Origin of the sequence: Streptomyces scopuliridis RB72 (assembly GCF_000718095.1) — a bacterium.
Taxonomy (GTDB): domain Bacteria; phylum Actinomycetota; class Actinomycetes; order Streptomycetales; family Streptomycetaceae; genus Streptomyces; species Streptomyces scopuliridis.
In genome coordinates this window covers 339,291-352,251 of record NZ_JOEI01000018.1, presented here as the reverse complement: position 1 = coordinate 352,251, position 12,961 = coordinate 339,291, and the positions used below count along the sequence as shown (strand labels likewise).

Below are 12,961 nucleotides of genomic sequence, written 5' to 3'. Positions count from 1 at the left end.
GCATTGCCGTGTCAGTCGAAGAGGTCGAGCTGAACCTCACCCTCGATCTCTCCGCGCCCGAAGAGTCCGCTCTGAGGAAGCCCCTCGCGTTGCGGCGACTGGCGCTGGGGCCGCACTGCCGGGGTGGTAACGGGCGGCTTGGGCTTGGGTCGCGACGTGCGGGTCAGCGGGCTTACGCCGGGGGCGTGGCGGGGGCCATTGCCGGGGGGTGGGGTGAGGGGCGTGGCGTAGGGGGTACCGGACGCCATGTCCTCATAGATGCGGGTTATAGCGCCCTTGGTCCGCTGGAAGAGCTCGGGCTTCTTATTACGGAAGGCACGGAAGCTGTCCAGGACGAGGTCAACGTCTTTGCGCTCGATGCCGTAGAGGTGGAAGTACGCAGCATCCAGCTCGGCGCGCATGAGGAAACGGCGCTCTTCGTCCCAGACGAAGGGGGCGCCCTCGTCGTTGAGGTATTCGGCCCAGGGAGCCATCTCGTACGAGGTATAGGTCAGTTCGAGGACACGGGAGCGGAGCCATCCCTCGGGTGACTCGCCGCCGAGCCAAACAACGGGTTTGGCGTACGTGTCCGGAGCGAGGACTGGTAGCTGCTCCAGGTAGGTGTATGTGAGATGCGCCCCTTGGACCTTCTGTCGAGCCGCGAAGTCCAGGACGGAGGCCGACAGGTTGGCAAGAAATGCGTCCATCGGCATTGCCAAGCTGGTGGGCATGAAGAGCGGCTCTGTGTGCCCCACAGCAGTCCGAGGCAGAACGGATGCAATAACTGTCCGCTGGTCAGACGCTCGGCAGATATCACGCCAACCGAGCAACCAATCATGCGGCCACTCCTCACGTTGCTTCGGCAGATCTTCCGCCAGTCGTGCGTCTACCTCAGCCTCATGCACCCAATGCCGAGGTAGCGGGAGTGCCGTCGGATCTTGGTGAGCTTCAGGGTCCAACCGGGGCAGAGTGCCCTTGTTGATCTGGGCCTGGGTCGCGTCCTCATAGGTAGCGAAACGGCCGTCGAAATGATGCGCAAACTTCCCTTCGTAGAGTGGCAGATACCGCTCGTCGCCTTTCATGAAGACGGTGCCGGTACTGACCCAATCGTCTTTCCGAAGGTGGTCAGCCGAACGGAACAGCTTAGAAGCAGTCGCCATGTCCAGCATGCGAAGGAACGGGCCCAGTTCCCAGTCGTTGACTTCGGGTTCTCCCGGCTCTCTGCGCCAGAGGAGCGGCACACGCTCATGAATCCTTTGAAGCACCCGCAAGTGCGCCGGGCTCTCACACACCGGAGCAGTCCGCGTGTTCGGGTTGATCCGCCGGAACCCCTCCGCGTCCAAAGTGAACTCACGGGCATCCAACTGGTCCGGTCGCCGGGCCCGGAACGCCAGGCGGACGAGCTCGTGCTTGCCAGCGGGGCCGACGAACGTGAATAGACAGAACCGGTACTGGTTGTGGACATCTGCGAAAAGCTTCTCCTCGTTCTCCAGATCCAACACCGTCGCCAACTGACGCTGCTCCACCAGGTCCGAGAAGAATCCCGACGTCGTCTTGTCCGTCGCAATCCCAGTAGGCAGCACCAGCCCCGCCATGCCCTTCGGCGACAGCAGCGTCCGCGCCTTCTCCGCGAACACCGCGTACGTATTCACGTCGCCCTTCCCCGTCAACGGGAAGATGTCCGAGTCCCTGAGCATGTTCGTCGTGCCCTTGGACTCCCGCTGCGCCGTCAGGTACGCCCGGTGCAGCTTCCGGTCCGCCTCGATCGGCTGGCCGTGCTCGTCCACCGTCTTCAGTAGATCGCCGATCCGGCGCTCGCGCTCGTTCGCGGTCTCCGCATCCGCCACGTACGGGTTCTGCGCGGCGAACCACTCCTTTTTCTGGATCTTCACCCGCTCCCACGGCGGGTTCCCCAGTACGCAGTCGAAGCCGCCCTGCCACCCCGTCGCCGCGTTCGCGTCCGCCGCGTCACGGTCCTCGACGCGGAAGATACGGGGGAATTCCAGGTGCCAGTGGAAGAAGCGGTTACGGGAGACGATGTCGCGCAGCTCCCGCTCCCCCGCGTCTTCTCGCCACTCCCGCTCCTCCTCCGTCTCCGGGACCGGTTCCTCGCCCATCTTCGGTCTCGGCTTCGGGATGCCCGGCAGTTCCTCGTCCTTCTCCAGCTTCTTCAGCGTCGCCGTCGTGATGGGGACCGGCGCGTCCTCCCTCTTCGGCCAGATGAACGCCGCGCACCACGCGTCCGCGACCTTCTTCAGCCGCTTAAGTTCGTCGTTCGCCTCGAACTCACGGTGCCTCCTCGCCAGTTCACGTATCGCCGCGAGCCCCGTGCCGTCGATCGGCGCGCTTGCCGCCTCCTCAGCCGCGACGCGCACCTTCGCCGTACTCGTCAGGGTCGCGGGCTCGCCCATCTGGGTCTGGACCCACACCTCCACGCCCCTCAGTTCCCTGGCGTTACGGTCCCGGGCGTCCTTGACCGTCTTCTGTTCGTCGCCCTCCAACTTGCTGAACGCCTTCTGCGGGATTCCCGCCTCCAGGAGCAGCGGCGTCGTCCCCAGCAGCGCGTTGCCGACCTTGATCCGGTCGTCCAGGTAGGCCAGCGGTTCCCCCGGGTTGAGGGACTCCATCCACAGCGACACCTTGGCGATCTCCGTCGCCAGCGGGTTGATGTCGACACCGTGGACACAGGACTTCACGACCTTGCCCATCGCCTCGCGCACCCGTTCCGGCGCGGGCTCGTGTTCACCGTCCGCCGCGAGCTGGGCGTAGCGCAGGGCGATGCGGCGGGCCGCCGCGACCAGGACGTGGCCCGAGCCACAGGAGGGGTCGACGAAGCGGATCTTGAGAAGATCTTTCGGGATGCCGGATTTCGCGTAGCGCTCGATCACCGGGTCCAGAGCGTTGTCGAGGAGCTTCTCGATAAGCACCTTAGGGGTGTAGTACGAGCCGGTGGTCTTCCGCTGGTTGCCCGCCACCAGGTCCTGGAGCCAGAACTCCAGTTTCTGCGGGTTGTGGCGTGGGATGAGCTCCAGCAGGGACTCGTAGACGCTGCCGAGCTCGTCGGCATCCAGGTGCCGGTAGTCGACACGGGTCACGCGGCCCTGCTTGTCGGAGACCTGGGACAGCAGCCGGACTGCCTGGAGCAGGTGCTCGTTGGGGAGCTTCGCCGTGCGCAGCGGCTCGCTTCTGCCCGGGAGCCAGGTGATCTGCTTCTCGTCGTCGGCGGCGCGGAAGTACAGCCCGCCGAGTTCGGGAAGGGCCAAATTCTCTTCGCCACCGATCCTGCCGAGGGCTTCCAGCACGACGCACAGACCGTCCCACAGGTCGGTGTGGTGGTCGCCGCTCCTTCTGACGGCGATACGGCGCAGCCTGGCCGTGGAGAAGTAGCGGGCGTAGCGGGCGCGGGCCCGTTCCAGTCTCTGCGTTTCCGCCTTGGAGGCGTTCGCCCCGGGCTGGAGCAGCAGTGCTTCGCGGTCCTCGGCCACGAAGAGGAACACCAGCTGGTAGGCCAGACGCAGCAGTTCGTGGTGGAAGTCGTCGAGTGCGGCCTTGCCGCCACGGGTGAGGGCCTCGCCGAGGATCGGGTTCGCCTGGAGGAATCCGGTGCCGAGGATCGACAGGGCGTCCTTCACCTGGTCGCGCAGCCGGTCCCGGGAGCGGATGCCGGTCTCGATGGAGTAGGTGCGCCACCATTCGATGCGGCAGTCCGCCGGGGTGAGGGGCGCGATGTCGTCGGCGAGGAAGATGTCGTCGAGGGTGCCTTCGTCTCCGTCGGCCGGTTGTCCGTCGGAGAGTTCGCCGGCCTCTGCCGCGCCCTCCGCCGAGGCGACGGCGGCGACACCGCGTCGTTTCTTCTCCGGCTTCGCGACGAGTTCGAAGCGCGAGGAGTGGAGCATCGCGTACAGCGTGAGGAAGTCCGCGAACTGGTCCCCGCCGAAGATGGCGTCCAGATTGAACTCGACATAGGCGGAGCCGACGAGTGTGGTGGAGTCGCGCAACACGCGCAGGACCCGACCGTTGGAGAGCAGTCCCCACAGGTGCTCGGCGGAGACGTTCAGGAGATCCTGGACCATCGACTGGGGGGCGCGATGGGTTCCGATGCCCCGGTCGAGGTCGGTGTCCCAGCCCAGCAGGTGGACGGGGAGGTGGTCCTGCCAGCGGTGGCTGACGCGGTAGTACCTCTTGGGGTCCCGGCCGGCGAAATCGACGCCCTGGCGTTTCGGGATGTCCGTACGGCCCGTGTAGCCCAGTTCGTCCAGAAGGACGCTCAGCCACTGCTGGTAGGTGAGCGTCGTCAGGTCGACGTTCTCACCCTGCTCTTCGAGCTGTGCGTGGAAGGAGCTGTAGGTCCCTTTGAGGTATTCCCACCTGCGGCTGGCGGCGTCTTCGACGCGGACGCCGCGTGGCAGGCCGTAATCGGCGGGCGTGGAGCCGGGGAGCTCACGGTCCGTGCCACCGATCTTGTTGAGAAGTTCGCGGGAGAGCAGGGCCCCTTCCACGCGCACCGCTGTGCTCGCCGGAAGGTGGTCGAGGGCGAGTGCGGTCACCTGGAGCCTCCGGGGCGCTTGACGTACACGTACACACCGAGCAGGTCGGGTTCACCGGCGGGCTCGGCTGTGATGCCACGCGCGGCTGCCGCGCCGCGTGCTCTGCCGCGTTCGCCGGCGGCCTCGCGGACGCGGAGGTGCGCCGCTTCCAGGCGGCGGGCGAGATCGTGGCCGTGGGAGGCCAAGTCGCCCTTCACCTCGTCCAGTTCTTCGAGGGCGCGGCTGATCTGCTGGTCGCGCATGGAGGGGATGGTGTTGCGGTCGGGGTTCGCCGGAAGCAGTTCGGCCGTTTCGTCGTCCGTGAGCCACTCCCGGGTGCCGTCATTTGTCGTGCGCCAGGCGAGCAACTGGGCGTCCTCGGCGACCAGTTCGCGGGGCTTGACCGGGGTGCGGTCCGCTCGGCGGCGGGGGGGCAGGGTGAGGTGGAAGCGGTAGCGGACCAGCAGGAGCACGACGCGGTGGTCGACGGCGGCGGTGCGGATGACGCCGAGCCGCCGGGCGGGGCGGTCGATCTCACTGAGGCTCCGGTCCAGGGCGGAGTCGAGGACGTAGCGGGCGACGGCCCGTACCGCGGGATCCGTGCGGAACAAGGCGTGTTGCCCGGCAGGAACCGGGAGGTCCTGGTGGAAGACCAGCTCGTTCGAGGCAACCGCCTTCCCCGCCTTGGCCTTGGACTTCGCCTTGCCCTTGGCCGTGCCGCGGGCCGGTGCCTGGGCGACGCCCGGCCCGGTGGCCTGGTCGGGATCCTCGTAGATCCCGAGGCCGTGGCGCAGGCCCCGGGGCAATGGGCCCGCCGGAGCGGTGAAGCCGGTGCTGTGCGGGTCGGGGCGTACGGGGGAGCCCAGCGACTTCAGGGTCTCGCGGGTGAAGTCGGCGATGTCCGCCGGCTCGCCGAGCGCCTGTCGCAGGGCGTTCAGCTCGGCCTGGACCTCTTCGGGGCGCAGGCCGCTCTGTGCGAACTTGGTGAGGACCTTCGACTCCCGGTCGGCCGCGTCCTCCCACTCCTTGTGGAGGCGTTCCCTGGCCTGGCTGAAGAGCGCCTCGGTGCCGATGTCGAGGGTGAGCTGTTCGGTGTTTTCCTTGCCTCTGAGGAAGAGGCTGCTGGAGAGGGCCTTGAGGACGCCCTCACCGCCGTCCGGTACGGGGACGACGACGCCGACCTGCTCGGCGATCGCCTGGTGTTTACGGATGAGGACGTCCAGGACAAGGCCGTCGATCCCGGTGTCGGTGTCGAAGAGGGTGACGGCCCGGACATTCTCGCGGGCCTGTCCGAACCGGTCGACCCGGCCTTCACGCTGTTCGTGGCGGGTCGGGTTCCAGGACAGGTCGTAGTGGAGGATCGCGCCGAAGTCGTCCTGCAGGTTGACGCCTTCGGAGAGGCAGTCGGTGGCGACCAGGACATGCCTGCCGTGCTTCGCCGTGAGCTCGTCGATACGGGCCTGGCGGGCGTCGGGGTGGAGCTTGCCCGTGACCGCGTCGACGTGGGCGCTGCGCCCCAGGGCTTTGGCGAGATGCCCGGCGACGTACTCGGCGGTGGGGATGTAGCGGCAGAAGACGATCGGGTCGTAGCCGTCGACGAGCAGGCCTTTCACCTCATCGACGAGGGTACGGAGTTTGGCGTCGTGTGCCGGTCCTGAGAGCTGGTCGGCGCGCGCGGCGAACGACTTCAGTTTTCGGGCGCCGACGGAGTTCTCCGGGGTGTCGAGCAGCGATCCCGGGACGCCGTCCTGGCCGTCGACGGACTCGTCGTCGGTGAGGTCGAGAACAGCACGGTGAAAGCTTTCGATCTCCGCGTCGGTGTGGGCAGTGGCGACGCCCGCCCTGACGCGGAGGGTTTCGGCCGCGGCGGCGGGCGACGAGAGCACACAGCGCAGCAGCGCGAGCACGGAGACCCAAGTCATCCGCTGCTGGTGGGCGCCGTCGGGGCGGCGGACCTGTTCACGGGCGTAGGTCAGGACATCGGTGACGAAGCCCGCGTACTCCTTGTCCAGGTGGTACGGGGTCTCGCGCACCATGCGCGCGCGGGGAAAGGGGGTCTCCTCGTCGAGGTAGCGCTTGATGTCACGGCGGCGGCGCTGGACGAAGTGGCGGGCGAGCCGGTCACGGTGGGCGGGGAGGGTGGGGTCGAGGTTCTGGAGGGCCGGATCGAGCAGGCCGGTGAGCTTGGCGAAGGCGTGGACGTCACCGCTGTGCGGGGTGGCGGTGACGAGGACGAGGTGCCGGTCGGCGTCCGCGGCGAGTTCGCGGAGCAGCTCGTACCGCAGCTGGTGTCCGGTGCCTGTACCGACACAGCTGTGGGCCTCGTCGACGATCAGGATGTCGGGGCAGGTGCGCTTGAAATTGCCCCGGCGTTCTTCCTGCTTGATGAAGTCGGTGGAGACCACGGTGCAGGGGTAACGGTCGAAGATCGACTGACCCTGTTCTGTGGTCTTCTCCAAGCGGGCCGCCGTGGAGGGAAGGACGAGTACGGCGTCCATGCCGAACTTCTCCCGCAGTTCTCGCTGCCACTGCTCGGCAAGTGACGGCGAGCAGAGCACGGCCATGTTGCGCGCCGAGCCCTGCTCGATGAGTTCCTTGGCGATGAGTGCCGCCTCGACGGTCTTGCCGATGCCGACATCGTCCCCGATGAGCAGCCGTACGGTGTCCATGCGCAGCGCCATCATCAGCGGGACGAGCTGATACTGGCGTGGCTGCACGGAGATGGAGGCGAGGCTGCGGAAGGGGCCCGCGCCGTGCGTCGCCGCGATGCGCAGCGCGGTGCGCAGGAGGCCGGCCGACGCGAAGTCGCCGACCTCCCCGGGAACGGCCTCGGGCGGGCCGAAGCCGGGGTCCTTGATCTCGTGCGGGAAGAGCGCGGTGAGATATTCGCGGTCGCCGTCCAGTGGCTGGGCGATCACCAGGCCGTCGGCTTCATCGGCGGGGCTGGGCTGGACCACCCAGTCACGGCCCCGGGCGGAGACGAGGTCGCCGGGTGCGCGGCGTGCGGAGGTCGTCGTGGTCCCGGAAGTCATCGGAAACTCCGTCCGGTGCCGAAGACGTCCGGATGTACGCGCACGGTGTTCTCCCACTCCTTGATACCGGCTCCGGCCCGGATGACGAGCCAGCCGTCGTCGATCAGCCGGAATTCGGCCCGCTGGTCCAGCGACGGGCCGCCGGAGGTGTCCAGGTAGACGGCGACGTCCGCGCCCGGCAGGCGGTAGACGACGTCGGGACGGACCGGTGCCCCGGTCTGGTCGGGCTGTGTCTCGTCGGGCAGCCGGTGCCCCGTCCGGCCCAGCCACTCTACAAACTCCGCGACGGGTCCCCTTACCGGCTCGGTGGCGGCGGCCAGGGTCTGCGCCCGCAAGGTGGCGGGGGTCACAGCACGGTCGCCCTTGGTGGTGGCGTTGGCGAGCCTGAGCAGCAGCGGGACCGCGGAATGCCGGTCGATCCGGGTGTGGAACCGCTGGTTGTTGTAGGAGAGGAGACAGTCGTAGCAGCCGCGCTCGCAGCGCTCGGGGGCGCCTTCGGCCCGGTCCTCGTCCTGGCCGGTGTCCGGGTCGTAGTGGATGATCTTCAGCGCGGCCCTGGCTACCTCGGCGAAGGCGTTCGGGTCGTCGTGGAGGAGCCGCAGCACGCCCGCGCCGCCTTCCGCTCCCTCGACGAAGAGCATCCGGCCCCGCGCCTCGTCATCGGGAAGATCCTGGCTGTCCAGCTCGGAGTCCTCCAGCTGGTAGCGGGCCTCGATGCCTCGTTCCAGGGCGTGGCGGAGCGTGACGGCGATCGTCTCGCTCTCGACGGGTTCGGCCAGGCGCAGCACGGCAATGTTCTTCCGGTCCTCGACGTACGGAATGACCTGGAGCGTCCGGTCGGCGGACGCGAACGGTGCCAGGACCTCGTCCTCGGCGGACGCCTCCTGGATCTCGCCCGCCTTCTTGGCACTGAGCCAGCGACCCTGGACAGGGTCGAGCCAGAACCCCCGGTCGGCCCGGTGCTTGCGCTTGCGGCGGCCGAGGTTGAAGACGCGGATCCAGGCGGTGTCCCCGTACCCGATGTCGAGGATCGGCCCGGCCTCGTCGGAGGCCGTGGCGTCCTGGCGTCCGGCGGCCCCTGAGAACTGGTATCCCGTCAGCAGTTCGAAGCCGGATCTGAGGCGCTCCTCCTCGTCGGAGGAGATACGCCGCACCGGGGAGGCCTGAACCGTGCTCAGGACCATGGTCCTGCTCAGGGTCAGGGTCAGCGGGATCAGGCAGTCGTCGCAGGTGTCGGCTCCCTGGGCGCGGTCGTACCACATACCGCACGCGCCGCAGATCCGGACGTCACTGGTGGCGACCTGTCCGGGAGTGGCTCCCATCGGGACCTGGACGCGGTCGACGGAGTAACGCTGGCCCTCGTGGTAGATCAGCGCGCCGGGACCGAATTCGGAGATCGCGATGAAGCGCGGACGCTGGATGTACGCGCCGTTCCGCTGGCCGAGCCGGCCTTCGCCCCGCTGCCCGGGGATGTAGGCGGCCAGGGGGAGGCGCGGGAACGAGTAGCCGGGGAGGAATCCCTCGGACGCGAAGTAGCGGTAGCTGTAGAAGTCGCTGAAGGATTCCTCGCTGTCCTCGTTGCGCAGCAGCTTCAGCTGATTCTCGGCCTCGGCTCGGCGGGCCTGGGCGCGGCGGCGGGACTTGGGGTCCACGGAGAGATCACCGGCGACTCGGTGCTGCTGTTCGCGTTCGTCGAGGGCGGCCCGGTAGAGGCGGCGCCAGCGATCGCAGTCATGGTCGAACCGGCTCAGCGCGGCACGGACGACGTCCTCGATCCAGCCGTCGTACCACCAGGTGGGTGGCTTCTCCAGGCCGGCCAGCAGCGGCTGGAGGACATCGGCGGACCGGACGATGGCCCGGCGGCGGGCGGTTTCGCTGTCGAGCTGCGTGCGCATCGTGTCGGTGAGCGGCAGGGGCACCGGCTCGCCGGGGCCGGTGGGCCGGGCCTCCGCGTCGATGATCTCGGTCATCCGGGAGCCGAGGGCGACGCCTGTCTCGGCCAGCCAGACGGCGTGGACATGCGACCGCAGCAGTTCCTCATTGGCGAGGTCGAGGCGGGGCGGGGTGACGCTGCCCGCGACCATCAGCTGAGGACGGCGGAAGTAGTACTGATCGTGGGCACTACCCGTCGAACAGTAGGTCGTGACGAGTGCGGGCTGTCCGGAACGTCCCGCCCGGCCCGAGCGCTGGGCGTAGTTGGCGGGGGTGGGCGGGGCGTTGCGCATGCCTACCGCGTTGAGTGTGGAGATGTCCACACCGAGCTCCATCGTCGGCGAGCAGTACAGCAGGCTCAGCTCTCCGTCGCGGAATGCCTCTTCCCGCTTTTCCCGCAGCTCGGCGGGGACCTGCGCGGTGTGTTCCCTGGCCTCAAGACCGACGAGCTGCATCGCGGTGTCCCGGTAGAGGTCGCGGAAGTAGGTGTTGACGGACGGCGTGGCGTCGGGGTCGCTGACCTTGCGCAGCGGGTCGGGCTCGGGGGTGGCCCCGTCGCCCGGCAGCCAGCGCAGGGCGGTGGCCCTGACCTGGTGGCCGAGCGAGCCGTCGCGCTCCTCCCGGACGATCGCCACCAGGCCGTAGGTCTCCAGTACCCGCAGCAGATCGCGGATCACCGTGCCGGCATCGGCGACGGACATCCGCTTGCCCCGGAGAGCAGGGATCGCGGCGAACTGGCCCGGGCGGCGGAGGAAACGTCCGTACGCGCCCAGGCCGCTGAGGTAGATGGCCTCACCGGAGGGTGCCCCCTTCGGGCCGCTGCCCGGAAAAGCGACCCGCGAGGGAACGCGCGGCTCTCGGGGCGGCAGCGCCCAGACGCCCAGCAGATGGCCGTCCGACTGGCGCTGAACCTGCTCGAAGCCCTCCTGGGTCAGCATCGGTTCATCGACGGCGAGCGAGCGGCGCAGCTCGTCCAGCAGAACCCTCGCGAGGTACTCACGGTGAGCGGGTTCGTCTCGTACCAGTGCTTCGTGCCGGCCGTGCCAGCACTCCTCGTCGGCGGCGATCTCCGCCAGATCGGTGTAGTCGAAACGCAGCAGCCCGGTCTGGGTGAGGTTGGGCATGGTGATGCGCCAGCCGCGTTCCAGGTCCGCGTGGACCCGGTAGGACAGCACCGCGCGGAGCGCCGAGCGGGCGAGCTCACGCTGGCTGAATTTCGCGCCGGGGTTGCGGGCGAACACGTCCATGGGCAGGCCGAGTGCCTCCTCGACGGCCTGCGGCAGCAGATCGTGCCGCAGGCCGTTCGGCCCTGTCGCGGCCAGCGCCTGGTAGAGGGCGCCGCGGACCTGGGTGACCTGGGCGAAGTCATTGAAGTGGCCTGCCTGGAGACTCGCGTCCTGCCGGTTGTCGACGAAGGTGAGGAGTTTGCGCGCCTTCACGTCCATATCGGCTTGGGCGCGCAGCGAGCGCACCACGCTGGAGCTGATGAGGGAGACCGCCGAGCTGCGTCCCTCGGCGGCGAAGGTGGCGAGCTTGGCGAAGTCACGGGCTCGCAACTGTTCGTGGCTGACCCGGCAGCGCAGGCAGAAGCGGAACGGCGCGGCGATCCACCACGCCTGTAGGCCGTCGGCTCCGGTTTCCGTAGCCTCTGCGGGCTCCACCACCCCGGTGGGCCGTTCCGCGAGGAGCCTGCCGTCGGGAGCGATCCGTACCTCGCGCGGCAGATCACCCGCACGGGCCTGCACAACGGTCCGGGCCCCGTCTTCGCCGGTCTCGACCCAGCTGTCCGGGAGGCGGACCAGGATCTCGTCGGGCTCGGTCGGCCACGGCCGTTCCTCGCTGACGTAAAGATAACCGTCGTCCTCCTCGCCGGGGGCCTCCGGATCTCTGCGCGCGACGAAGCGCGGCCCGGCTGCCCCCCTCTCCCGGGTGACGACCAGATATTCGTGCCCGCAGTCCCGGCAGAAGGCCAGCGGGATCAGCGGCTTCTCCCGCTGCTGCGGGACCACGACCTGGTACTGGCTGGTCAGATGGCGCTGCCCAGCGGGTTCGAGACTGGTGTAGACGGTGTCACCCTTGGACAGGAACTGGTGCAGCCGAAAGGCGAACAGCGGACGGCGGTGTACCCGGTGGCGTGCCTCGGCGCCGGCTCTGAGGATCGATTCGATCGCCGCCCGGCACAGCTCGTCCCGCTGCCCACTGTCCCTGGAAAGGGTCTCCGCCGCTTCAGGCACGGTCACGGGCGTACGCCTGACCAGCCTGCCGCCGGACTTCTCGTTCTCCTCCGCCAGCCCGAAGGAATCCTCCACCCATACGGCGAGGGGGTCGGTCCGCAGGACCTCGTAGTCCCGCGACAGTGCCCCGGGGTCCAGAGCCGCGCGCCGGACCGCCTCGCCCAGTGCGGACCGCCGTGCGCGCGAGGTGCCGCTCTGCGAGGGCCCTGGATCCGTGGCGCGCTCCAGCGTCTCACCGATCACCCGCTCCGGCCGTACGGGGGCTCCGAACAGCAGGGTGGCGACGGAGGCGACTTTCTTCCGAGCTTCCTCGAAGGTGGCGGCGCTGGCCATGGTCGCGGAGGTGCCGATGCACTGAAGGCCGGGGGCGTCGCAGGCATCCCGGAGCCTTCGTACCAGCAGCGCTACATCCGCGCCCTGTCTGCCGCGGTAGGTGTGCAGTTCGTCGAGCGCCAGGAACCGCAGTCCTTGTGCCGCGCCGATGAGCTCCTTCCGCTCATGGGGTCGCGTCAGCAGATATTCCAGCATGACGTAGTTCGTCAGGAGGATGTCCGGCTTGGTCCGCCACACCGCGGACTTCTGCCCGGCGTCTTCTTGGCCCGTATAGCGAGCGAAGGTCACCTTCCGGTGCGCATCCGGAACGCCCCATCGCAGATAGCGGGCCAGTTCGTGCTGCTGGCTGTTGGCGAGCGCGTTCATGGGGTAGACGATGATCGCCGAGATCCCCTCGGGGTTGGGGTGGCGCAGCACCTCGTTCACGACGGGGATGATGTAGGCGAGGCTCTTGCCGGATCCGGTACCGGTGGTGAGCACGAAAGAATCGCGGGAGGGGGAGGCGGCCACCTCGATCGCTTCGCGCTGGTGGCGGTGGAGGGTCAGAGTCCGGGTCCCGGGGTCATGCTCGTCCTTCTTCTCGCGGAAGTAGCGTTTGCACCCGACGTGCAGAACCCCTTCCTCCACGAGCTCGGCGACGGTACCGCCGCTGCGGAAACTCGGATTGAGGGAGAGACGGGGGTCGGGCCAGCGGACCTTTCCCTCGCGCTCCGCGTCGAGATGGCGCTGGATGTCCCGGTCCCGTACCGACACCAGGGATTGGGTGAAGGCTCCGTAGTCCTTGATGAGGTTCTGGTGGACTCCGAAGACATCCATGGTGACGCCGCTCTCCCCATGCCGCACGCGGTACCGCGCTGCCTCCGCGGCCGTCAGCAGCACTCACCGAATGGCGTCCCCTGGCCACCGGAAGTGATCAGCCTACTGC

At 68.4% G+C, this 12,961-nt stretch carries 3 protein-coding genes; all 3 read right to left on the bottom strand.

Features of this window, described 5'->3' with window-relative positions; translation table 11 throughout:
- Window positions 1-11 precede the first annotated feature (11 nt).
- The 3 genes from IF11_RS0124030 to IF11_RS0124020 are packed head-to-tail and all read right to left on the bottom strand — an operon-like array spanning window position 12 to window position 12,852.
- Window positions 12-4,526 (bottom strand): Eco57I restriction-modification methylase domain-containing protein, encoded by a 4,515-nt coding sequence (locus IF11_RS0124030; RefSeq protein WP_051746156.1) that lies wholly within the window; start codon window positions 4,524-4,526, stop codon window positions 12-14.
- Complete coding sequence (locus tag IF11_RS0124025) at window positions 4,523-7,537, bottom strand: helicase-related protein (RefSeq protein ID WP_030353786.1); 3,015 nt, start codon at window positions 7,535-7,537, stop codon at window positions 4,523-4,525. The genes IF11_RS0124030 and IF11_RS0124025 overlap by 4 nt, the downstream gene beginning before the upstream one ends.
- Window positions 7,534-12,852 carry a DEAD/DEAH box helicase gene (locus tag IF11_RS0124020; protein WP_030353785.1) on the bottom strand — a complete coding sequence of 1,773 codons (5,319 nt, stop codon included), beginning with the start codon at window positions 12,850-12,852 and terminating at the stop codon, window positions 7,534-7,536. Before IF11_RS0124020 ends, IF11_RS0124025 begins: the two co-directional genes overlap by 4 nt.
- Window positions 12,853-12,961: the final 109 nt, after the last annotated feature.

Coding starts and splice junctions, on each gene's coding strand:
- IF11_RS0124025 (WP_030353786.1), bottom strand. CDS start 7,537: ATGACTTCCGGGACCACGACGACCTCCGCACGCCGCGCACCCGGCGAC.
- IF11_RS0124020 (WP_030353785.1), bottom strand. CDS start 12,852: ATGGATGTCTTCGGAGTCCACCAGAACCTCATCAAGGACTACGGAGCC.